Genomic DNA, 23,613 nt, shown 5'->3' with positions numbered 1-23,613 from the left:
ACGAAGAAGACAAGACCTACACATGCGGTCTTGTCTTCTTCGACTCTCTCTATTTCGCGTTCTGATCTGGCTGGTGGATACCAAACACATTGCCTTCGGTGTCCACATAGTACCCCTGCCACGCCATTCCAGGCAACGCATACTTTGGCACTGCCACTTTTCCGCCATGCTCAAGAATCAACTTTTCCGTGGCATCATACTCTTCCACTCCCATTGTGCAGGAAAACCCATTTAGAGGTTGATTGGCCTCAGGCGCAACACCTTTACGTTGCATCAACGCACCGTTAATACCAGGCTCCCCTTCGTCCCCAGTCACAGCTCCAAAATACGGTGTCCCGGCGTATTCGCTCCAATCTTGAAACGACCAACCGAACACCTCTCCATAAAACCTCTTTGCACGCTCCATGTCATCCACATGAATTTCAAAATGAACTAATCTCCCCATCGTACCCCTCCTATCGGATAAACCGCTTTCATTACTTCTCTATCTTAAATCATTCATGGACAAGGGTTCAATAACTAGTTATGAAGATAGGGAAATCTCCTTCATGGCAGCTTCCAAAAACTCCAACACTTCCTGCCTCACTGGATAGAACCCCAACTCATTAGAAGCCTCTTCCGATTTTCTCGCATCCCAGAATTTCTCCGCCAGTTCTGCATTACCCTTAAAGGTCTCCTCAGACAAAATCATCACATCCTCCGCAATCAGCTGTCCTTCAACTGAATCTGGCTTTTTCCCATCTGCAAGACAAAGCTCAATCCGCTTAATGATGTTGATCCACTTTGTTACCTCCACCGGATTGTCCTCTAACTTCGGCAAGTTTCGTTGCAATACTGCTTGCTCCTCCTCGCTGAACATCCCTTCCATCGCTTCCACACGCTGCTGACGCTTCCCTTCCAAGTCCTCTCCCAGCAAAGGAATAAGGTGTTCCCATTGAATGTCCTTTTCAAGCTTCAGCATATTTAACAGAGAATGCGTGTGATCGAGCGACAGACTTAACCGTTCAAGATCTCCCACTAACTTTTCCTTATGTAAAAGAAGGATCCGCTCCATCGTAATCTGATTCAAGACTTTTTGAATATCCTTCAAAGGCATGGCAGTTTCCTTCAATAGGATTACTTTTTGAAGCTGGAGGATATCGTCTGCCGAATAAAGCCGCCTTCCACTGTCATCCTTGCTTGTCGGTTCTACCAACCCAATGTCGTCATAATAGCGTACTGTACGCAAAGATACCCCCAATTTCTTTGCAACCTCTCCCGATGAAAAATAATTCATACATTCCCTCCTAAACTACTTGCAGGTTACGTAACGTCACCATTTATCCTACATCTATCATACAAAATATCTGGAGGAAATCACATTGAAAATGAACACAAAATGGAATGTAAAAGAAATGATCCCACTACTATTAATGGCACTCGTTTTCGTGCCGATTTTTATTGAGTTTTGGATGCACCGGTTTTTATTGCAAGCATTCGAGAACACACTCTACGCAGGCACCATGACAGGTCTCATCATGTCCATCATTTTTACACTAAGTGTGTACTTGGTTGCACTTAAGCCACATGGATTGAGATGGGAGGAAGTCGGCCTCCGATCGTTTCCTAAAAGCTACTGGAAATGGATTCCGGTGTGGTCGGTCGTATTAATTGTTTCTAGTATTCTATTGGTTGTTGCTATGGATATTTTGGGTATCGGAGTCGATAACAGCAAGACAGAATCCCTGAAATTGCAAGTCACCTGGTTCACGTTCACCATCGCCTTTCTTTCAGCCGCCGTGATCTCCCCTATCTACGAGGAGATATTTTACCGCGGATTCTTATATAAGTGGATTCGTGGGAAATGGGGCGTGGGGGCAGGTCTTATCGTCAGCTCGCTCATTTTCACCATCGTGCACATCCCGACCTACAACACGCTGCCGGTCAACTTTCTTTCAGGGGTGATTTTTGCCTGGACTTATGAAAAGTCGGGTTCGATTGTTCCGGGGATGATTATTCATGCGGTGTTTAACGGGTTGGCGGTGGTGTTGACGGTGGTGGGCTGAGGGGACAGGCACGCCGACCCAGTTTGAGGGAATTTATTCAAAATTAATGGGGGTGCACGTGTCGGTATTTGTCGAATGGCGTTTATATGGGCTAAAGTCGTGGATAAATTCAAAAAGTCGCGGATAAATCACCACGCCACCCCCATCAAAACCAAAAGGAGCCACGAATCTCGGCTCCTTTTACACTTTTACGATCTCCTGACCAGCAACTCCAACACTTTTCCGCGAAAACACGACCACATAACTTGAAGCAACCAGCAAAATCCCTGCCAAAATCGTAAAACACATCATAATTTGCCCCATGGAAACAAGTCCAGTGAACATGCCTAACAACACAATCCGCAACAACAGCCCCACTGTTCTCAACAAACCATCGACCCTGCCGATAATCTCATTTGGAATCCGCTCCATCATGAACGCATTCCGTGCCACTCTTGCACCGCTGTTACCAAGGGCGATCAACAGCATCATGAATAGATAGCCTCCAACAGGTAAGTACACCATAATTGAAATCGCCATCGTAAAAAGAATCATCGTCCCTGCCACTAGCTTCGAATCCTCAAATTTCCGCGCCGCAATTGGAATAAAAATCCCAGCTAGTACGGCCCCCAGCCCATACACCATCCCCTGGATTCCATAAATATTCCCCTCCACTTTTAACACATCTGCTAAGTAAACAGGAAACAGATAGTTTGTGAGCATCACCCCAATGAACGGCAAGGACGAGGCCAGCAAAAACAGAAACATGGCTGGCTCCCTTTTCATAAAACCAATAGCCGCAGATGCGCTCACCTTGGAACCCTTGGAAACTGCTACCCCTGGAAGCTTCCTCCGATAAGGTATCTTCACAAAAAAGTAGATTGCAAGCGCGTACGTAAATACATCGAGAAGCAAAATATAATGAAGGTCCCATTTCAATAGAAGCACACTTGCTATTGCTCCAGCCACCATGTACGACAGCTGTCCCTGCACCTCCATCGTGCCATTCAATACCTTAAACTGATCTTTACGAAACAACTCCTGATTTAAAGCAAACATCGTCGGATAGAAAATCGTGTAGTACAAGCTGCCAATCATGTAGATGACAATGTAATGCCAAAGCTCGTAATCCAGTCCGACAAAACCGACTCCCGAAAATAAAGCCAGAGCGATGAGGCTGACCACCTTACTGCTTACAATCATTCTCTTCCTAGAAATTTTATCAATCAAATACCCCAAATACGGTGTAAGTATAAAGTTGATGATTGTCATACAAATTGCCACATAACCAAACACTTCATTGCCATTATCGCTCGTCACCAACAGCCACGGAATGGCAATCATCGTGATCCCGCTCCCAATGGATGAAGCCAAATTTGCCAAAATAATATACCGAAACCTGCTGTCCTTATATAAACTGTTCATAGTCGTTCTCCCTCTTCACTTTTGATACTTTCATCATAAATGAAGAAGAATTTGGCAACATTCAGCTAAGGAAGGAAGTTTGAGTACTGCTTTTTGATGGGATAGGTACGACTTTAGATGTAGGGGGTACATTCCTTCAAATGTTCACCAAAGTTTTTCTCTACAAATCCCACTTACTGTCCAAACACACCCATTTACTGTCGGAAGTGACCCAAATACTGTCGAAAAAAACACAAATACTGTCCGTCGCACCCACTTTACTGTCCAAACTCCCCCAAATACAAGCGAAGCGACAAAACCCAACAAAAAACGACCCCGCCCAAAACCTGCGAAGTCGCCACTTTAATAATAGAAACCGGCACACCTGCTTCCAACCGGGTCGACGTGCCTGTCCTTAAAACCATTATTCAAATAAATCCCCAAATGAATACGGCGCAATAATCAAATTATCCTCATTGTTTTCGATAAACCATGTCTGCCCACCATTACTAATATACAATAGGGCACCAATGGCTACCTGCTCACCAAGACGATAATCATACAACGAATTCAACTTTCCTTTCTTTGCCACAAGCACGTCTAAAAACTGAGGATCAAACAAACTGGATTCTTCCTCTGTAATCTCCCTACCAGCCAACAATTTGTCTACAACCTTTTCAAATTGAGGCTCTTTCACAGAAAATGCCTGACCTTCCACTCTATTAAAACTTAGGTCCATCAACTGGCTCAGCTTCTGCTCATCCGACTCGCCAAACAACTTGAAAACACGATTATCATACAAAGATTGTTGAACGGTAATATTATCACCGCAGAATAATGACACCGTACTGGCACCTTCGTCCGTAGCTATTTGACCACGAATAATACGTTTAACTTTGGTCAGCCCCATCAAAAATTTCTGGAACTGCTCATCCACCTTTTCCTGATTACGGTCCACCGACAATAACCCTTTAGAAATCAGGCCGCTTGTCGCACTATCCAGCCGACACTCCAATTGCTGATCCGAAATATCTCCGAACACTTCGTCCTTTATCGAAGCGGCCACTTCCGCCCCATCTAGCAATAAAAGCGATAGTATGTATTCTTCCGCAGTAAGAGTATACATCATATGAGTAACTCCTTTCTTTTTCAGGCTCGTTCATATTCTCTTTTCATGATACTAGAATTATCAAAACGAAAAAAAGAACTAATAATAAAATGGCATACAAAAGTATCACCAACCGCGCTACAAACCAATTGAATCGATCATAAGTAAGCATTGCTAAAAAATTCGTCAATCCCAAAAACGGGAAAAACAACAAAACTCCCAGACAATCTGCATACTTACTAACCCCATCAGATAACCAGTCACCAGTTGTTCTACTAAGTAAATATAAAAGGGCGTAGAAGAAATTAGTAAATAAAATTGCTCCAATCGCAAAGTATATAGTTTCAATAAATCCCATTAGCTTTCTAACATCCTAAAACACTACCTTTGTCTCATCTCCAATTACATTACTTCCATACTCAATCACTGCATATCCGCAAAATGACCAAATGCTATAAAGCAAACAATCGCTAAAACAAAAACCAAAATGGCATATAAGAATATCAGCACTCTCGCTATAAACCAATTAAATCGCTCATACGTGCTGCTTGCCACTAACTGAGTCAACCCAAATAGTGGAGCAGACAAGATCATCAGGAATTCAAGGTCATGAGTGATCCATCGATAAAAACCGTTTCCTGCTGTTTTGCTCATTGTATATAAGAGGGCAAATAGAAAATTAAATAATAAAAATGTTCCTAGTATCCCAAAAATAGTTGCAATAACTCCCATTACGTATCTAGCATCCCTTAACACTACCTTTATTTATTTTTTGAATTATATTAGCCCATCCAACCGAATAATGAGTCCTTGGCATCGCTTAGTGCATCTTTAGCTCCATCTAATGCATCTTTGGCTTTTTCCTTCACATCATGGATTTTCTCACCAACGGCAGCTCCAGCGTCACTTGCCCATTTATTAGTGTACTTTGACGCCCATTCACCGACTGTGGCCCCTATAGCACTACCGATTACGGCTCCGGCTGCAGCCCCAAACGGTGCGAATGGACCAGAGAGTAAGCCTCCAATTGCTGCCCCAGCGTAAGCCCCGACAGCTGCCCCAGTTACATTTCCTGCTACTTTGTTAACCTCTTCTGCTACCACTCGTCCGCGTACATTATATTTTTCCTTACCTTGCAAACCGTCTCCTTCGCTCCACCTGTCGCCAATACTAGTTACAGCGGAGTAGGTGCCAACTATAGCGGCTCCGACACCTGAAGCTTTTGCCGCCACTTTCTTAAAGGCTTCCTTTGGAATGACCATTTCGCGAGTAGAATGTTTAACTATCTTATTTTTAACATTTTCATGTAGAGGTCGGTTTTTCGTTGCTAGCTTCCAGACCCCTCCCTTTACTTTCTGACTCGCAGTTCTAGGATCCTTGAATTCCTTGCCCTTTAGGAAACTCGCCTTTTGAGCTTTTAATGTTTTCTCTATATTTCTATAACTTTTTGATGTTCTATTAAACTTTTGAATGAGCTTCCTCGTCCACTCAGGGCCAATTTTCCCTTTTAAAAAGTGCAAAACCTTCCTATTATACTTAAACGTATAATGATTCTTCTTCTTCGTGTATTCAATACGAAGAAGATTAGACTTATGCGCTGCCACCAACACCGCAAGAGGCGCGAAAGAATCAAAGGCGCCGTCCTTAATGGCATGAAAAATACTCTTCGACTCGTCCTGTCCTCCTGAGTCCGGTCCATCAGAATCCATATTACTTTCATGCGATAACAACAAATTCAGTGCACGTTCACTAATGGAATTCCTGTTGAACGCCGTCCCCGAAGAACCACCGGACCCGTCAATCCCTGACATAATCGCTTCATCCGCCAACTTTTCAAGCAGCGAACCCGATTCATACCCACTGATGCTGATTTTTTTCGCAGTGAACATGGAATTAATCTGTTCAATATATCCGGATGCAACCTGGCTACTCTCTGAAACAGCATCTAATTTCCTGGTTTGTTCCTGATCAAATACATGCAGTTTCTCAAGCGTTTGGTCAATATCCTTCTCGGCCATCCGGACCTGATCGACAAATCCATCTTCTCTAATATTAGGCAAGGAAACTATGTCGCTTACAGAATAGAGGACCTGATTTGTTTCATTTGCTAAATCTGTTGTCATTCGCCTTGCATTATCCAGTGCCCGCGGCAAATCGTTCTGCAAAAAGCTCTCATTAATATAGCCTGAACTTGATGGTTCAACCGACTGGAGGGCACTTTTCATCCCGTTTAATGTGTTCTTGAAGTCATCAAGCATGGATTGATAATAGGTCAAAAAAGGAACATGGCAGTCCTGATAGAACGCACGAATTGCCTGTCCACCTTGTCCTTTCAAGGAATCTTCCAGGCCAACGATCTCCATGACATCATTATGTATTTTTTCCACTGCTTCCTTCTGCAACTCCAATTTTTCAAGCATGGATTGAAGGTCCATATGAAGCGATTCTACTTCTAAAATTTTCATTTCGCAATCACCACCCACGTTCATTTATAAACAGTTAGTTTAATTTTACCAATTTGCCAACTTGTTTAGAATAGGTGTTATGGTTTATGTTTTACCTAGATAGCAAGCTCCTACTCCAAAACCTGTAACTTTTCTCCCATCTCGATACACGGAATTCCATGTTGTCACACAACATTCGCTCTAGTATACTTCCTTTTTTTCACATTCCCAATTTATGAAAAGCTGAAACTCTAAATTTTCAATCATATTATATCGAATGGCATTTATCTGGCCTCAAATGGACTATATAATGAAAAAGTGGCTTATAAATCAAAAACTTGGACTATAAAATAAATAAAGCACCCTGAGGAGATGTTACATTGACCACAAAAGAGGAAAAATTCGAGTGTTTTTCAGAGACTGATAGATTATTAATAAGACCGTTAAACAAAAACGACTATCAAAACTGGTTAAATGAATATGAAAACCGGCTACCTTCCCAACATCGTCATGATGAAGGAAAATTGGATATGAGCATTTGTACATTAGAATGGTTTCACAATCTCGTAGATAAACATCAAGAGTTGGCAGTAACTGATAAAGCTCATATATTTGGTGTATTTAGAAAAAATGATGGCACACACATCGGTATGATTGATTTTTCCACACTTGCAAGAGATGATTTCCATTGGGGGAGAATTGGATATATCATTCATAATCAATTTTGGAGAGTAGGTTACGGCAGAGAATCGGTAAATGCAGCACTTGACATCGCTTTTCAACAGTTGAACTTCCACCGAATTGAGGCTCACATTAACCTGGATAATACTCCTTCTGTAAAATTAGCGGAAAGTGTTGGCATGGAATTTGAATGTGTTCGGAAAGGCTTCATATACGAGAATGACGAGTGGACCGACCATTTAGTTTATTACAAGAACGCTAATTAAGAGCTTTAGGAACAGGCACGGCGACCCACTTGGGTCGCCGTGCCTGTCCCCTCTACCATTAATTCATGCCGTTCCATTCCCCTTGATTCTTTGAAGACTTTTCTTTTTTCGCTTTGTCTTTATGGGCTTGGTTAGCTGCCGCACTACCTAATTCCTTAGAAAATTCAGCGTCTGTTTGGCTAGCATCAAAGCCTTTTTTATTCTTTTGTTCCGCATCTGTTTTTCCGCTTCTTTTTGCCATGGTATGTATCCCTCCTTTTTCCGTTTTCAATCTTAGTATGAAAAAGATAAGAGAAATTATACCGACGTCGTCGGGACAGGCACCATGACCCACTTTCCTACCATTCAAAATGGGCCAGCGTGCCTGTCCCCTCAACCCAATCAAATCTATCACCGCGTGCATATATTAATAGAAACGATAAGGAGGTGAGAAAATTGAAATACTATCATTACAAGAGTGATGAAACGCCTTCTACTGCTTCTTTCCACCATCATAAAAAAGACTCCAAGGACATCACCATTAATGTTAAATGCGGCGACGGTGGTCGAGAGCGCATGACACCAGCATTCCGCGCACTAAAAGCAGACACTCAACCTTTGACAGCAGGTCAATCAAGCAAGATTACGTTTGAAGAAGAACAGTTTGATATCGGTAATATCTACAACTCTACTAACTCTACGTTTGTACCTCGTGAAAGTGGAGTCTATTATGTAGCAGCAAGCTTCACCTTTGCACCAAGCCAAAACGTGCCATATCGAACAAGAGCAGACATTGTTGTTAACGGCATCACTGTCCAAGTCGACAATGATTACTGGAATCAACCCTCAAACCTCAACGTCGTTAATGTTTCCGCTGTCCTCCAACTGCAAGCTGGAGACCTAGTCGAAATCTTCGGCCAAAGCACCGTCGACGGTGACATCGAACCAGACATCGAAATACCAAACTTCGGATTCAGCTCAAACTTTGATGCATTTAAGGTGTCGTAAAAGAAGGGACGGTTTTCTTGCTTCCATTTTCGTTAAGAAGCAGAAAAACCGTCCCCTATTATATTTCCTTCATATATAGAGCCGTTTGCGATTGAATATCCATTCCTACTTGTTGGTATAAGCGGTTAGCATTGGTGAGACTATAGGAGTCAACATACAAGATAATCGTTTTTTGTTTACGTTCGTAAGCCGTTACGAAAACGTATTATGTATGTACCTGAAGACGTCTATATTCACACAAATATTACAAAGGTGAAAATTGACCCCGTCATCACCCCAAGTTCCCCTGAGGATGATCTATCATACCACTATATAAACTTAAACGGGAAAAGTCGATATAGAAACGCTGTCAAAACGACAATAATCATCCAAGGAGGAACTGAGGGGACAGGCACGGCGACACACTGGCGTCGTGTTGTAGGGAGAGGTCCGTCTACCCAGTAGCACTTCAAGATACTTCGCAATTTAGTAAAAAAAAGCACCGATTCTATCTCTTTCGGAATAATCTAAGAAGCAAAGCCCCTCCCTCTACTTCCAATCTGCTGCAAATTTTGCGATACCTTGATCTGTTAATGGGTGTTTAGATATTTGTTCAATAACCTGGAATGGTATAGTTGCAATGTCTGCACCGGCTAGTGCTACACGGGTTACATGGTCAGGATGACGAACGGAAGCCGCGATGATTTGAGAATCGAGTTTCTGCAAACGGAATAGCTCTGCAATTTTAGAAACTAATAGAACGCCATCTTCCGAAATGTCATCTAACCTTCCTAGAAATGGAGAAACATAGGTTGCCCCTGCTCTTGCAGCTAAAAGAGCCTGATTTACCGTAAAGATAAGGGTTACGTTTGTTTTAACACCCTTTCCTGAAAGATATCGACAAGCTTCTAAACCTTCTAAGTTCATCGGGAGTTTTATCGTTATTTTATCATCACCCTCATTAATATTAATTAATTCTTCCGCTTCGGTAATCATTTCCTCCGCGGTTATAGCATTGGGTGTAACTTCTGCAGAAACCGATTCAACATCTGGCACCTCTCGACAAATCTCAGCAATACGGTCTTCAAACTTGATGTTCTCTTTAGCCACTAATGATGGATTTGTAGTGACACCTGACAAAACACCGATTTTGTAAGCTTTTTGAATATCCTCAAGATTTGCTGTATCAATAAAAAATTTCATCCATATTCTCCTCCAATATTAATAATCCACATTATTGAAAGGCTACTTTGCTGATCTTTTATTCTTATTATCCAATGATTTGTTTTGATTATAGGAGCTTCTTAAATCGAGTAATAACATTCTCAACGGTAAATCCGTATTCTTCCATCAACTTCCCACCCGGTGCGGATGCTCCAAATTGATCTATGGTTACCACAGTTCCATAGTCACCGACATATTTACTCCAACCGAAGGATGCACCCATTTCAATACCCAAACGGGCCTTTATATGTTTAGGAATCACGTTGTCTTGATAGGATTTCGGTTGTTTTTCAAACCGATCCCAGCTAGGCATACTTATCACTGACACATCAATGCCCTCTTTCTCCAGTTTCTTCTGTACCTCAACTGCCAATGACACTTCCGAACCTGAAGCTAATAGAAGGCCCTTGATCTCACCTTTTGCAGGAGAAATTACATATGCACCTCTTTTTACCCCTTCATATGCTTTTTCAGAATCAGCAAGGGTTGGTAGATCCTGTCTCGTCAATATTAGGGCTGTTGGCTCGCTTATACTCGATACCGCTAACTTCCAAGCAGCTACTGTCTCATTTCCATCTGCTGGTCTAATGGTCGATAAACCTGGCATGGAACGTAATGATGCCAATTGTTCCACTGGTTCATGTGTCGGGCCGTCCTCTCCGACAGCAATACTATCATGTGTAAACACATATGTAACAGGCAGCTTCATTAATGCTGATAAACGGATAGCAGGACGTAAGTAGTCTGAGAACACAAAGAATGTAGCACCAAAGATTTTCAAACCTCCATGTAGAGCCATTCCATTTATAGCTGCTCCCATACCAAATTCACGGACTCCAAACCATATATTACGACCACTATAATCAGCACTACTAAAGTCACCTTCTCCTTTTAAGAGGGTTTTATTGGATGATGCTAAATCTGCTGATCCACCAAACAGTTGAGATATATTTTCCGCAAGTGCATTCAATACTTCTCCACCAGAAGCACGGGTAGCGAGTTTGTCTTCACCAACTTTATAGGATGGAATACCAGTATCCCAACCTTTAGGAAGCTCTCCGTTAATGGCTGATTGTAGCTTTTCAGAAAGACTTGGGTAGGCCTTTTCATATTCTGAAAAAAGTTCATTCCAAAACTTCTCTTTTAATTCCGAGGATTTCTTCAGTTCTGCAAAAGCTGTTTTCACTTCTTCCGGTACATGAAAGTCTTCACTGTAGTTCCACCCGTAATGTTCTTTTACTAATTTGATTTCGTCAGTTCCAAGAGGTGCACCGTGTGAAGCGGATTTCCCTCCTTTATTAGGAGAGCCGTAGCCAATCACTGTTTTCACTTCAATTAAAGTAGGTTGATTTGTGTTTTCCTTTGCCTTTGTTATTGCTTTAGCAATTTCCTCTAAATCATTTCCATCTTCCACACGAATCACTTGCCAATCATAGGCCTTAAAGCGATTTTCAACATTTTCACTGAATGATTTATCAAGATCACCATCAAGAGAAATATCATTTGAGTCATACAATACAATTAATTTTCCAAGTTTCAAATGACCTGCCAATGAAGCTGCTTCTGCTGACACACCTTCCATTAAATCTCCGTCTCCACAAATACTGTAGGTAAAGTGATCAATTAAATGAAAGTTTTCGCGGTTATAGGTTGAAGACAAATGTCTCTCAGCCATCGCCATACCTACTGCCATTGCAACCCCTTGCCCTAATGGACCTGTTGTTGCATCCACCCCTGGAGTATGACCATATTCTGGATGTCCTGGAGTTTTAGATCCCCATTGCCGGAAGTTCTTCAAATCATCTATTGAAATGTCAAACCCGGTTAAATGAAGCAAGCTATACAACAACATCGAGCCGTGACCTGCCGATAAAACAAACCTGTCCCGGTTAAACCAATTCGGATTACTGGGATTATAGTTCATAAACTTTGTCCAGAGCGTGTAAGCCATTGGCGCTGCACCCATCGGCATACCAGGGTGCCCTGATCCAACGTGTTCTATTGCATCAATGGAAAGTGTTCTTATCGTGTGAATAGATAGCTGATCCATACTCACTTTTTCTGTGATCACATTCATTCCTCCGAAAATAATATTTTGGTAGACTGCTTATGCATGACAATAAATCACTTGCATTCTTTTTAAAATTGTTTTTAACTATTAAATAACATGCACCGTTTCTGTACACCGCAAATTCTTATCTCTTCCACTTATCACCATGGAATGAGTGATGTATTTTTTATGATCAAACTTGATCCCTTGTAGCAAAATATTACTTGTAATCCCTGTTGCAACAAACACACAGTTATCTGTAGCTATCAATTCATCGTGTCTTAAGGGCTTATTAGGATCCTTAATTCCCATATTTACACATCTCTCATACTCCGCTTCTCCATCCGGTAAAAGCCTTGCTTGCATATCCCCTCCCAAGCTTTTGACTCCTACTGCCGCAAGGACACCTTCAGGAGCACCACCGATTCCAACAAAGAGGTCAATATTTAACGAATCAATACATGTAGAGATTGCAGGAATTACATCTCCATCCTCAAACAAGAATGTCTTCGCTCCAATGCTGCGTATGATTTCTATCCATTTGTAATGCCTTTCTCTATCCTGAACGATGACTGTCAACTCATTCAGTTGTTTCCCTTTTGCTTTTGCAACCGCATACAAATTCTCTTCAATGGATGAATCGATATCTATTTTTCCTGCAGCCTGAGGTCCGGTTGCTATCTTTTCCATATACATATCCGGTGCATGAAGCAATGTTCCTTCAGGAGCAGCAGCTATTACGGTAATAGCATCATTTTGCCCTTTCGATGTGGAAGAAGTACCGTCAATAGGATCAACTGCTAAATCAACTTTCACCCCTGCCCCTGTTCCAACTCTTTCCCCGATATAAAGCATAGGCGCCTCATCAATTTCACCTTCACCAATTACGACGACACCTTCCATTTGGATCTTATTTAACAGATTTCTCATAGAGCCTGTAGCAGCTTTATCAGCTTCAAATTTATTTCCGGTTCCAACCCATGGTAATGATGCAAGAGCTGCTGATTCTGTAACATGCAAAAAATCATATATTAATTGACTCATTGGAGCCTCTATTAATTGTTTCATCAGAGCACCCTCCCTTTAAGTTTGCTTAATATGGAAGTATTAATTATATAAAGGAATCAGCCGCACGTTTTAGAGGAAACACCTTTTCCAAGTTCTGTGAAGAATTCTTTTTCTATTTCAACAATTTTATCTACTTTGCGTTGGGAGCCACCCACCCACTCGGAATTCAAATATGCTGACACGACCTTCTTTGCAAGCTCTTCCCCCACAACTTGCGATCCTATCGTAATAATTTGCGCATCATTACTTAATTGTGCTCGTTCGGCTGAATAAACATCGTGAGTTTGAGCTGCTCTTATACCCGGGTACTTATTGGCAGCTATACTCATTCCAATTCCGGTACCGCACAGTAAAATCCCTCTTTCTACTATTTTATTACTTACACCTTCAGCCACTTTCAATGCTACATCCGGATAATCGACTGCATCTTTTACATAGCATCCATAGTCCTCTACTTCGTGACCTGAATCTTCTATAAATTTTTTTACTTTTTCTTTCAAATCAAAAGCGTTGTGATCGCACCCAATTCCTATTCTCATTCCCATTCCCCTTTCGTTTACTTTTAAAATTAGTTATATTACATTTAAGCATACTATCATTCTATTATATTTATTTTTCTTTTTCAACATTTATTTTCGTTTATTTTTGTTTATTAAACAAACAATGATAATCACCACAAAAACTATAGTTAAATCTCCTTGCCATCTCAAAGATTATTAATTAAACTTGAATTATAATCCCAATTACGATATATTTTATTAGTTACTTTTGTTTTTTTTTGTTTTTATTTCAATTCAATTTGCTGAATAATTACTGAAATTTAAAAGAGGTGTTACGATGGATAAGTTATTTGCCAACGAGAGAAGACAATTAATTTTAAATATACTAGAAGAAAAAAAGCGGGTTACCGTTAAAGATTTAGCAAAAGATGTAAACGTTTCCGAAGCTACACTAAGAACGGACTTAAATGTTTTAGAGGAAGAAGGATTGTTAACCCGTACACATGGAGGAGCAGTATTAAATGAAGATTTTTCTTCATCCAAGAAGAGCTTTTCTGAACGGGAGAAGAAAAATCGTGACTCAAAAATAATAATTGCTCAAAAAGCGATTGAGCTTATTAAACGAAAAGATTGTATTTTGCTTGATGCAAGTACAACAGCCCTCGAATTGGCAAAATTATTGAGAGAATCCAGTTTGCATATTACTGTTGTTACAAATGGTATTTCTACTGCTATTGAGTTGAAAGAAAACCCGGGAATAAATGTTATCCTGATAGGGGGGATGGCAAGAATGGGTTCTATGGCACTTGAAGGATCGCTGGGAACAAACATTTTAAGTAAAATCAATATCGATACGATGTTCACCTCAGCAAGTGGCTTTTCCATCGAAGAGGGACTGACAGATTTCAATGTCTATGAGGTAGAATTAAAAAAGATAATGGTTGAAAAGGCTAATAAGGTTATCGGAATGTTGGATTATTCAAAGATTGGAACAAGCTCAATAGCTACTTTTGCTACATGCGAGCAAATTGACACAATCATTACCGACAAATCATTTGATGATGCTCTTCTTAAAGAAGTATCTAGACATGATATAAAAGTATATTAAGTACTTATAAATTCCCAATATAGAAAAAAGGATATTCCTTATGAATATCCTTTTTCCATGTTTATCAATTATAAAGACACTTATCAAGTTCATGCAACAGCACTTCAAAAGTCTTCATATCCCATGCGGTCCTACCAACAAACAGACCGTTTACATCCCTTTGATTCATATACTTCTGGAAATTATTCAAATTGACACTTCCACCGTATAACAATGGAATTTCATGTCCACTCCCGGGAAACATCTCCACAAGCGTATTTCTCAAAATCGTATGAATCTCACCAACATATTCAGCTTCAGCAGGTATCCCTTTTTCGCCAATAGCCCATACAGGCTCATAAGCTACGAGAACCTTTTTGATATCCTCCTCTGGCACACCTCTAAGACATACCTTTAATTGAGCCACCAGTACCTCAACAGAATTCCCATTGTTTTTTTGTTCATTGTCTTCGCCAATACAAACAAGCGGTTTCATCCCAAATCTCAATGCAGAAATTACCTTCTTGTTGATATCGGTATCTTTTTCATTGTAATATTGTCTCCGCTCAGAGTGACCCAATTCAACAAGATCTATTCCTATCTCTTGAAGCATTCTTGGTGAAATTTCACCTGTATACGCACCTTTTTCTTCCCAGTGCATATTTTGCGCACCAAGTTTTATCCCTGAATCGGCAATTTCTTTCTTGATATCAACCAGAGCAGTATAGGAAGGAATAATAAACAATTCAATATTTGAGGTTAACTCTTCTGCCACTTTTTTGAGTTCTTTTGTATAAGTTATTCCTTCTGTGATTGTTTTTGTCATCTTCCAGTTGGTTCCTACATAAATTTTATTCATTTCCAGGCCTTTCCAACGATTCCTTCATAGCCCTAAAAATTATTGAAACTGTTGTTGCACCAGCATCCTGATGGCCAATCGCTCTTTCTCCCAAAGATTTTGCTCGTCCAAATTTCGCAATATAATCTTTTGAGCTTTCAACACCTTGGAGTGCTGCACTTTCAGCATTTCTAATCCCTTCCACAAGACTTTTCCTTTCTGCGGCACTTTCCTTCAATGCTTCGACTGCAGGCTGAAATGCGTCGATCATTGTTTTATCTCCCAAATCTGCTTTTCCCCGAAGCTTTATCGCCTCTAAAGCCTTTTCAAAAATTCCGGCCAATAATGGCAGATCCAACGAGTCTTTTGGCTCCAATCCCTTTATTCCTCCAACAAACATTGTTCCAAATATTATTCCTGAAGCTCCACCCATTGATGAAATCATTGACATACCCACGGTTTTAAAAACATCATTTACCGTTGTAAATTCATTTGCTCTCAAATTCTCTTCGGCCTTCGTAAATCCGACAGACATTCCAATACCATGATCTCCATCACCAATAGCACTATCAATTCTTGTCAGGAGGGGTTTACTTTCCATCACCTTATCACCCACATATAAAAACATATCTTTAACTTGACTAGGGGTCATACACTTTACAGTTTCAACCGACATTACTTAACACCCTCTCTACTCTTCTGTGCTTTGTTATAATATGGTGAGCTCGCTGGAGCATCGTATAATTCTTTTAACTCATCATCCAATTTCAATAATGAAATGGAGAAGCCCCCCATTTCTTGAGTTGTACAGTAGCTGTTTACATCCATATCATAAATTTGGATTCCTTTTTTCTTTAATAATTGAGCCACTCTGCGGTTCACAATAAGCAACTCCAACAAAGTGGTGGACCCTAATCCGTTTACATACACAGCCGCTTCGTCACTAGCCTGTATATTGCTTTCTTCCAACAATTTATCAACCAGTTCATCTGTCAGTTCATCAGCCTTCATCAATTTTGTACGTTTTAATCCTGGTTCTCCATGGATCCCCATCCCAAGTTCGATTTCATCATCTCCAAGGACAAATGGAGGTTCTGTTTCCCCAGGGATTGTACCTGGTGAAGTAGCAACCCCTATGGAAAATGTTTGATCGGCCGCTTTTTGGGTTACACGAGCCACTTCATCCAGTGACAACCCTTTACCGGAAGCCGCGCCAGCAATTTTTAAAACAAACACATCTCCTGCAATCCCCCTGCGGTCGCCTTTGCGATCTGCAGGTGCTGAAGCCACATCATCTGCCACCAAAACCGTCTTAGTCTGAATATCATCAAATTCCAATAACTCTGCAGCCATATCAAAATTAAGGACATCTCCTGCATAGTTTCCATACACGAACAATACACCTTTCCCACAATCTACTGCTTTCGCTACTTCCTGAACAGTATTTGGGGTTGGCGCTGCAAAAACATTTCCAATGGCTGCCCCATCCGCAAGCCCATCTCCTACAAAACCCAAGAATAAAGGCTCATGTCCACTGCCTCCGCCTGTAATGACAGCAACTTTATCTTGAAGATCTTTACGAATGATTCCGTTTACATTTTCGACCTTAGTCATTGAATCACTATAGGCGAACATAAATCCTTCTATCGCTTCTTGAACAACGTGACTAGGATTGTTTATAATCTTCTTCACTTTCCAGCCCCCTATAAAAACCATTATTTTTAATATACTTTTATTTATTTTTATTTATTTTCATTTATAATTTTAGTATTTTATTTATTTTCTGTCAATTTGCATTTGGATAATCCCTTTAAGCTTTTTTTCAATCTTCAGCTATAGAAAAAGTGTCTAATAGTCAATATGATGACTTAATAGACACTTTCCCATTTTCAATTAACCTCCATTTATACGAATCTATCAGTTATATCCATTATTAATCAATTCTACACCAAGCTTTAATGCCTGTTCGAATGCACCTGGATCTGCTATTCCTTTTCCGGCTATATCAAAAGCCGTACCATGCGCAGCGGTTGTTATTACAATCGGAAGCCCTCCACTGATTGTGACACCTTTATTGAAGCCCATTGTCTTCATTCCGATTTGCGCTTGGTCATGATACATAGCCAAAAGGCAATTGTATTTCTCTTTATCAAGTCTCAAGAAAATGGTATCCGCAGGAAATGGACCATGAACATCAACTCCATTCTTTCTCGCTTCTTCGATAGCAGGGGAGATGATTTCATTTTCTTCGTTGCCCAACAGCCCGTCATCTCCTGCATGCGGATTAAGCCCAGCGATGGCAATTTTAGGAGTAATACCGGCTTTTGATACAATTTTACTAGCAAAATTAATACTATCCAATACACTTTGTTTTGTAATATTTTCAGCAACTTCCTTAAGAGGAATGTGCGAGGTTACCCTCGTAAACCACACATCATTCATGACATTCACTTCACTGAAACCTGATTCCAATCCAAAGACCGAAGCTACCAGATGGATATCATCCTTAAATTCAAACCCACCTTTGAAGAGTGCACTTTTATTCATAGGGGCATACGTAAGTCCATCAAGTTTCTCTTCTTTTGCAAGTTTTAACGCGAACATTAGGTTATCCCCTGCCGCCTTACCTGACTCCACAGAAAGTACTCCCATTTCAATATCAGCCGGGTCAGTACTCTTCGTATCGATTAACCATAACGAGAAGTTCTCAGGTTTGACATCATCAATACTTTCCACTTTCTGATAGTTCAATTCCTTTCCTACTGTATCTGCTCCACGGTTGAAGACCCTTTCATCCCCTATCAGGACCCATGTGGCTGCATCCAAAATTTCTTTATTTGAAAAAGCTTTTGCCACCAACTCCGGTCCCACACCTGCTGCATCTCCGTATAACAATCCAATTGTAGGTTTACTCACAATCATTCCTCCTAAAATTTTTTAAGCTGATATATTTATTTTTTGGGCTTTCCGCTTCTTGAAAAAGTTGTTAACTACTGGATAGAACAACATTAAAACGGAAATTATTATCAGGGTTAAACTGATCGGACGTGTAAAAAAGATGGAAAAGTCCCCGTTCGACATCTGGATGGACCGACGAAATTCGCTTTCTGTAAGAGGTCCCAATACCACCCCCAGAATGATTGTCGCCAATGGGAATTTATATTTTTCTAAAATAAACCCCAGTATACCAAACAGCACCATTATCAAAATGTCGAAGTAGTTATTTCTCACTGTATATGTACCAATTACACAAAACACAACCACCAAAGGTCCTAACACATGATAGGGCACATTTACAATCTTTTGGAAAACTTTAATGAAAGGCTTAGAGACCAATAGCATAGCGACATTCGCCAATAACAAACCCGCAAAAATGGTGTACATCAGTTCCGGTTCTGTTTTGAATAACATCGGTCCAGGCTGCATTCCATGTAAGATAAAAGCACCAAGCAAAACAGCCGCCGTTGCTCCTCCGGGGATACCTAATGATAATAACGGTACTAAAGTACCCATAGCAGCAGCATTATTTGAAGTTTCGGATGCGGCAATACCTTTAGGATTTCCTTTCCCAAAGCTTTCCTTTTCCTCATCTTTTGACCATCTCACCGCTTCACTATAACTCAGCATAGATGCCGTTGTTGCGCCGACTCCAGGTAATATTCCGATGAATACACCGATAATACTTGATCTTGCCATCGTACCTTTTATTTTTTTGAAAATCTCTTTTTCAAATATTTTTGTTTTAATATTAGATATTGTATCTTGTACAACATGAGTGTCCTTTGTTTTCTTAAGGAATTCTGACAAAGCGAACAGCCCGATAATAACAGGAATAAGGTTTATTCCTGAGGTTAAGAAGGGGGAGTCAAATGTAAAACGCAATGTACCGGTTAATGGATCCATCCCTATTACCGAAATCATCAAACCGAACAACACACCAATCAACCCTTTGACCAATTCCTTTCCACTAAGGGAAGCTACTACAGTGAGGCCCATTACCGCCAAAGCGAAATATTCTGGAGAGGAAAAGGATAGTGCTACGTTTGCGAGAGCCGGCGTGATCGTAATTAGACATAAAGTCCCGAAAATCCCTCCTACTACAGAACAACAAATGGCAATCCCCAATGCACGACCTGGATTTCCTTTCTGGGCCATGGGGTATCCATCAAAAGTGGTGACTACCGCTTCAGGTGTACCCGGTGTTCTAAGTAATATGGCACTGATTGCTCCTGAAAATGCGGTTATCGCATAGATTCCTGTAAGTAAAATAAAAGCTGCCATCGGCTCGAGCGCATAGGTTAGAGGTAACATGATGACTACCAACATCGTTCCACTCACACCTGGGATTGCTCCTCCAAGGTAGCCAATTGCAATGGCTATTAGCAACATGGTTATATTCATTGGGTCAGTGACTATATTCAATAAACCTGTAATTAAATATTCCAACATAAGATTCTCCCACCTAACTTTTAATAGAATAGTAAGCTTAGCTGTCTAAATACACCTATTCCTCGAGGTAAAGGAATGGATAGCAGGACTGAGAACAAACCAACGAATACAACTGTAGTAACGAATCCAAAGATAACTGAGTACAGCTGTTTCTTCTGTCCAAGCAAAAGCGATATTCCATACAAAAAGAGTGGTGTGGAAATAACAAATCCAATAACATTAAGTAAAAGGACATATATTATCAACATTATTAAAGAGATCATTGGTATTGATAATTTAAATACCGTTTTTTCTGGTTCATGCTCTTCAACAAGTTCTCCAGGTTCAATCATTTTCATTTTTTTAGATAAAATATAGTTTTTTAGAATCCCGAATAAGGCCAAAGATATCATTAAAGTCAGTAATATATATGGCCAAGACCTTGGACCGATAATAAAGGAAGCATTCGTTATTTTTATTTGTGGAGTCATCATCATAAAAGACAAAGCAAACAGAATGACAATGCTATAAAATAGATAATCTTTCTTTACATTCGTCACTTTAATCCCCCCTACTTTATCAAAAAGCAGGAGGGAGCCCTCCTACTTTTTATTCTTAATTTTGAAGCTTTTCCATTACAACTTTATATTTCTCAATTAATTCTTCTGTCCTTGCAGTGAACTCTTCGGAATTCAACCAACCTTCTCTAAGATGCAAATAGCTCTCTTCTTCAAACTTTTGATATTCTTCCGAGTTATATGCTTTTTGCATTGCATCCTCCAGAACCTTAATTATTTCCGGGTCTGTTCCTTTTTTAATATAGAAACCACGTTCATTTCCATCCGTTAAATCCCAGCCATTTTCAACTGTTGTTACAAGATCAGGGAACTCCTCCAATCTCTCCTCAGCAAATACGACAAGCGGTTTGATAGATCCATCGTCATAGAGACCTTTCGTTGGACCAAATTCATCAACCATTGCATCTAAATGGCCACCAATGACACCTGCATGCATTTCACCGGCACCTTGCATTGGAACAAAGCTTAACTCCACTTCCGCAGCTTGACCAAGTTGAAACACTGTAATTTCATCCATTCCCATGGAACCAGTTCCACCTACAGTAATTTTGCCGGGATTATCTTTAGCAGCTTGAATAAATTCTTCAATACTATCATATTTTGCAGGGTCTACCCATAATGCGTACGTATCACTTTGGAAACGGGCAATTGGTACAAAGTCTTCTAAACCATGTTGATTATTTCCACTTGCAGTGGTGATAGGGAATGCTGCATCACCCACTAAAGTGTAACCATCAGCTGGTGCATTATAAGCATTTTGTGCTGCAATGACTCCAGCACCACCCTCTTGATTGACAACATTGAAATTAACATCCAAGATTTCTTCTAATTCTTTTACTACCGCTCTTGCAAACAAGTCGGTTCCACCACCTGCACCATGACCTACAAGGACTTCAATATTTCTTTCCGGATAATTGGAAGCACCTTCACCGGCAGCCTGATCAGAATCTGCCCCACATGCCGCCAAGATGAACATAAGACCGATGAACAGGACACCAACACTAAATTTAGATTTCATTATTAATCCCCCTCGTTTCTAAGTTAAAAATAGATGGTGTTTCATAAATTAAACCTGTACTACTTAATGAATATCTGCTATCTTTACGAATTTACAGATTTGATAAAAGAGACTTTTGAATTTTTCTAATCTTGTTTTCCATCGTGCGACACTCATCGAAATTACCGTTTCGTACTTCAATGGCAACCTTTACTTCTCTATTCAAAATTCTGCCTGCTTTTCGTAAAAACTGATTCATCAAATCCATCGTCAAGAAACCAGGTTCACCTACCGGGATATGATTGTCCCCATATATAAGGCTATCTTTATCCAATACCGCATTAGATAAATGGATTCCCGTAATATGCGACTTTGTTAATTGCAACGCATTAAAAATATCTTCTTCATTCAAAGCAATGTGCGCTGTATCAAATACCAATCCAATATTTTCATAGTTTTCTTTCAATCTATCAATCATATGTGACACAAGATTAATAGGACCTAGAAGTCCGTTTAAAGAAGCCTTATAACCGATTGGTTCAATTAGAACGTTAATAGGATATTTTGCTGCTTCCTCACAAATTTCACTTAAACTATCAAACATAGACGCAAAGGCTGTTGTTTTTTGTTCTGGTCCTGGATCTCCACCACTGATAAGAGCTACAGAACCTGCACCACATTCAGAAGCAAAATAGAGGTTCTCTTTTATTTGCCGGATAGATTCGCCCCTTACTTGTGGATTTAGAGAAGATAAATCCAGTTTGTTTCTTTTAATAAGTGACGGTAGCCATTGAGTAACTTCAATGTTGTATCTTTCGACTAAGCACCCTATTTGCTTTCTTTCTTGTTCGCTTTTTATATCACTTATCTCAAAGGATTTGTAGAAACCTTCCGTTGCATGTTGTTCTATTAAATAAGATGACATTCCCTCCTGATCTTTTACAGGAAAATAAATTTCAGGTATAAGTAATGAAGGAAGCCATTTAGTTGACACGACTCTTTTCCCCTTGAGTAATCGGTTGTAATTGACTGCGTACATATTCTCCGACATCTTTAATCACTTTGTCAGGAGCTTTAGCAGCTTCATCCGTCTCCTCTTCCACCATCACCCAACCGCTGTAGTTGTGGTTTTTGAGAATTTGTATAATCGCAGGAAAATCAATATCTCCCGTCCCCATTTTTCTCCACTCGAAAGTATTCGAACAATCTTTGAAGTGAACATGTTTAATTATTGATATATTGTCTTTAATAATCTCTACTGGATTCATTCCGCCAGCTTTAATGTGTCCTGCATCCGGTGTGTAACTAAGGTATCTTCTATCCAATTCCTGAAACAGCACGTCATAATCTTCTTGTGACCTAAAATAGGAGGTTTTAGGAGAAGCCGGGTGGAAAGAGGCGACAACACCACATTCATAAGCTCGCTTTCCGAGTGCATTAACACAATTTATAATTTCTTTTTGTCTTTTTAATAAATCATTTCGATTTGGCCCTACTCTAGCTGGAACATTCATAACAGCCCCTGGGAAGTGTTTCAGGAAATTTATGTAGAAGTCAGCATGTGCTTTCTCTTCATTCGATTCCTCTTCCCCAGCCCAAGTAAACGGAACAGTCAATGCTCCAAGCTCTATTCCCAGATCAGTTAGTTTTTCTCGGAGTCTTTCCGGGTGATTCTTATATTTACCTAACAGTGCCACTTGTACATCAATGCCATGAAACCCTGCGTTTTTAACGCTTCCCATGATTTGGTCAAGATAATCACATTCCTTATCATAATCCAGTTCCCATGTTGAACCATGGCATCCATATTTTATTTCCATACATACCCTCCCCTTTATTATTAATTTCGCTGAATCATTTTAAAAAAACGGCAAACGCTTTCAATTTCTTTTCTTAATTTTATCAATTATTTTTATTTTGTCAATAGAAATTAACAATAAATAAAAACTT

General features: G+C 40.1%; 24 protein-coding genes. 4 read left to right on the top strand and 20 right to left on the bottom strand.

The window, feature by feature from the left end; all coding sequences use genetic code 11:
- Positions 1–49: 49 nt before the first annotated feature.
- Positions 50–445 (bottom strand): VOC family protein, encoded by a 396-nt coding sequence (locus K7887_RS03485; RefSeq protein WP_223492202.1) that lies wholly within the window; start codon positions 443–445, stop codon positions 50–52.
- A 78-nt stretch (positions 446–523) separates the two neighbouring features.
- The gene (locus tag K7887_RS03480; RefSeq protein WP_223492201.1) at positions 524–1,276 is read right to left on the bottom strand and encodes a MerR family transcriptional regulator; all 753 of its coding nucleotides are present in this window, start codon (positions 1,274–1,276) and stop codon (positions 524–526) included.
- 91 nt (positions 1,277–1,367) lie between these two features.
- Here K7887_RS03480 and K7887_RS03475 point away from each other — a divergent pair, with 91 nt between their 5' ends.
- Positions 1,368–2,045, top strand: coding sequence for a CPBP family intramembrane glutamic endopeptidase (locus K7887_RS03475; RefSeq protein ID WP_223493571.1), 678 nt, complete (start codon positions 1,368–1,370; stop codon positions 2,043–2,045).
- A gap of 180 nt (positions 2,046–2,225) precedes the next feature.
- On the opposite strand, the gene K7887_RS03470 is transcribed toward K7887_RS03475, so the two are convergent.
- From K7887_RS03470 to K7887_RS03455, 4 genes are all read right to left on the bottom strand, one after another.
- Positions 2,226–3,449, bottom strand: a complete 1,224-nt coding sequence (locus K7887_RS03470; protein ID WP_223492200.1) for an MFS transporter — start codon at positions 3,447–3,449, stop codon at positions 2,226–2,228.
- Between the two features lie 403 nt (positions 3,450–3,852).
- Positions 3,853–4,557: a hypothetical protein gene (locus K7887_RS03465; RefSeq protein WP_223492199.1), complete on the bottom strand. Its 705-nt coding sequence runs from the start codon at positions 4,555–4,557 to the stop codon at positions 3,853–3,855.
- Between the two features lie 402 nt (positions 4,558–4,959).
- Entirely contained in the window at positions 4,960–5,268 is a 309-nt protein-coding gene (locus K7887_RS03460; protein WP_223492198.1) for a hypothetical protein, read from the bottom strand.
- Positions 5,269–5,318: 50 nt separating this feature from the next.
- On the bottom strand, positions 5,319–7,001 hold the full coding sequence (locus K7887_RS03455) for a ribonuclease YeeF family protein (protein ID WP_223492197.1): 1,683 nt from the start codon (positions 6,999–7,001) through the stop codon (positions 5,319–5,321).
- 359 nt (positions 7,002–7,360) lie between these two features.
- Between K7887_RS03455 and K7887_RS03450 the strand changes: the two genes are divergently transcribed.
- Positions 7,361–7,927: a GNAT family N-acetyltransferase gene (locus K7887_RS03450; protein WP_223492196.1), complete on the top strand. Its 567-nt coding sequence runs from the start codon at positions 7,361–7,363 to the stop codon at positions 7,925–7,927.
- Between the two features lie 58 nt (positions 7,928–7,985).
- On the opposite strand, the gene K7887_RS03445 is transcribed toward K7887_RS03450, so the two are convergent.
- Positions 7,986–8,168 (bottom strand): hypothetical protein, encoded by a 183-nt coding sequence (locus K7887_RS03445; protein ID WP_223492195.1) that lies wholly within the window; start codon positions 8,166–8,168, stop codon positions 7,986–7,988.
- Between the two features lie 194 nt (positions 8,169–8,362).
- On the opposite strand from K7887_RS03445, the gene K7887_RS03440 reads away from it, so the two are divergent.
- Positions 8,363–8,914, top strand: coding sequence for a complement C1q domain-containing protein (locus K7887_RS03440; RefSeq protein WP_223492194.1), 552 nt, complete (start codon positions 8,363–8,365; stop codon positions 8,912–8,914).
- Positions 8,915–9,442: 528 nt separating this feature from the next.
- Here K7887_RS03440 and fsa read toward each other — a convergent pair.
- From fsa to rpiB, 4 genes are all read right to left on the bottom strand, one after another.
- On the bottom strand, positions 9,443–10,096 hold the full coding sequence (gene fsa, locus K7887_RS03435; protein WP_223492193.1) for a fructose-6-phosphate aldolase: 654 nt from the start codon (positions 10,094–10,096) through the stop codon (positions 9,443–9,445).
- Positions 10,097–10,184: 88 nt separating this feature from the next.
- On the bottom strand, positions 10,185–12,167 hold the full coding sequence (tkt, locus tag K7887_RS03430; RefSeq protein ID WP_399209659.1) for a transketolase: 1,983 nt from the start codon (positions 12,165–12,167) through the stop codon (positions 10,185–10,187).
- A gap of 108 nt (positions 12,168–12,275) precedes the next feature.
- Complete coding sequence (glpX, locus tag K7887_RS03425) at positions 12,276–13,235, bottom strand: class II fructose-bisphosphatase (RefSeq protein WP_223492191.1); 960 nt, start codon at positions 13,233–13,235, stop codon at positions 12,276–12,278.
- A 56-nt stretch (positions 13,236–13,291) separates the two neighbouring features.
- On the bottom strand, positions 13,292–13,774 hold the full coding sequence (rpiB, locus tag K7887_RS03420) for a ribose 5-phosphate isomerase B (protein ID WP_223492190.1): 483 nt from the start codon (positions 13,772–13,774) through the stop codon (positions 13,292–13,294).
- A 298-nt stretch (positions 13,775–14,072) separates the two neighbouring features.
- Here rpiB and K7887_RS03415 point away from each other — a divergent pair, with 298 nt between their 5' ends.
- Positions 14,073–14,843, top strand: coding sequence for a DeoR/GlpR family DNA-binding transcription regulator (locus tag K7887_RS03415; RefSeq protein WP_223492189.1), 771 nt, complete (start codon positions 14,073–14,075; stop codon positions 14,841–14,843).
- A gap of 64 nt (positions 14,844–14,907) precedes the next feature.
- Here the strand turns inward: K7887_RS03415 and K7887_RS03410 are convergent, their stop codons facing one another.
- From K7887_RS03410 to K7887_RS03370, 9 genes are all read right to left on the bottom strand, one after another.
- Positions 14,908–15,681 (bottom strand): triose-phosphate isomerase, encoded by a 774-nt coding sequence (locus K7887_RS03410; protein WP_223492188.1) that lies wholly within the window; start codon positions 15,679–15,681, stop codon positions 14,908–14,910.
- Positions 15,674–16,336, bottom strand: a complete 663-nt coding sequence (gene dhaL, locus K7887_RS03405; RefSeq protein ID WP_223492187.1) for a dihydroxyacetone kinase subunit DhaL — start codon at positions 16,334–16,336, stop codon at positions 15,674–15,676. The genes K7887_RS03410 and dhaL overlap by 8 nt, the downstream gene beginning before the upstream one ends.
- Positions 16,336–17,352 carry a dihydroxyacetone kinase subunit DhaK gene (locus tag K7887_RS03400; RefSeq protein WP_223492186.1) on the bottom strand — a complete coding sequence of 339 codons (1,017 nt, stop codon included), beginning with the start codon at positions 17,350–17,352 and terminating at the stop codon, positions 16,336–16,338. Before K7887_RS03400 ends, dhaL begins: the two co-directional genes overlap by 1 nt.
- 225 nt (positions 17,353–17,577) lie before the next feature.
- On the bottom strand, positions 17,578–18,576 hold the full coding sequence (locus tag K7887_RS03395; protein WP_223492185.1) for a PdxA family dehydrogenase: 999 nt from the start codon (positions 18,574–18,576) through the stop codon (positions 17,578–17,580).
- A 21-nt stretch (positions 18,577–18,597) separates the two neighbouring features.
- A complete protein-coding gene (locus K7887_RS03390) occupies positions 18,598–20,109 on the bottom strand; it encodes a tripartite tricarboxylate transporter permease (protein ID WP_223492184.1) in 1,512 nt (503 codons plus the stop codon).
- A gap of 20 nt (positions 20,110–20,129) precedes the next feature.
- Positions 20,130–20,648: a tripartite tricarboxylate transporter TctB family protein gene (locus tag K7887_RS03385; protein WP_223492183.1), complete on the bottom strand. Its 519-nt coding sequence runs from the start codon at positions 20,646–20,648 to the stop codon at positions 20,130–20,132.
- A gap of 55 nt (positions 20,649–20,703) precedes the next feature.
- Positions 20,704–21,684 carry a tripartite tricarboxylate transporter substrate binding protein gene (locus tag K7887_RS03380; protein WP_223492182.1) on the bottom strand — a complete coding sequence of 327 codons (981 nt, stop codon included), beginning with the start codon at positions 21,682–21,684 and terminating at the stop codon, positions 20,704–20,706.
- Positions 21,685–21,775: 91 nt separating this feature from the next.
- Positions 21,776–22,657, bottom strand: a complete 882-nt coding sequence (locus K7887_RS03375) for a sugar phosphate isomerase/epimerase family protein (protein WP_223492181.1) — start codon at positions 22,655–22,657, stop codon at positions 21,776–21,778.
- Positions 22,647–23,483 (bottom strand): sugar phosphate isomerase/epimerase family protein, encoded by an 837-nt coding sequence (locus K7887_RS03370; protein ID WP_223492180.1) that lies wholly within the window; start codon positions 23,481–23,483, stop codon positions 22,647–22,649. The genes K7887_RS03375 and K7887_RS03370 overlap by 11 nt, the downstream gene beginning before the upstream one ends.
- Between the last annotated feature and the right edge of the window lie 130 nt (positions 23,484–23,613).

The sequence above is a fragment of the Sutcliffiella horikoshii genome (genome assembly GCF_019931755.1).
Taxonomy (GTDB): Bacteria; Bacillota; Bacilli; order Bacillales; family Bacillaceae_I; genus Sutcliffiella_A; species Sutcliffiella_A horikoshii_E.
This window is presented reverse-complemented; position numbering and strand designations above follow the sequence as displayed.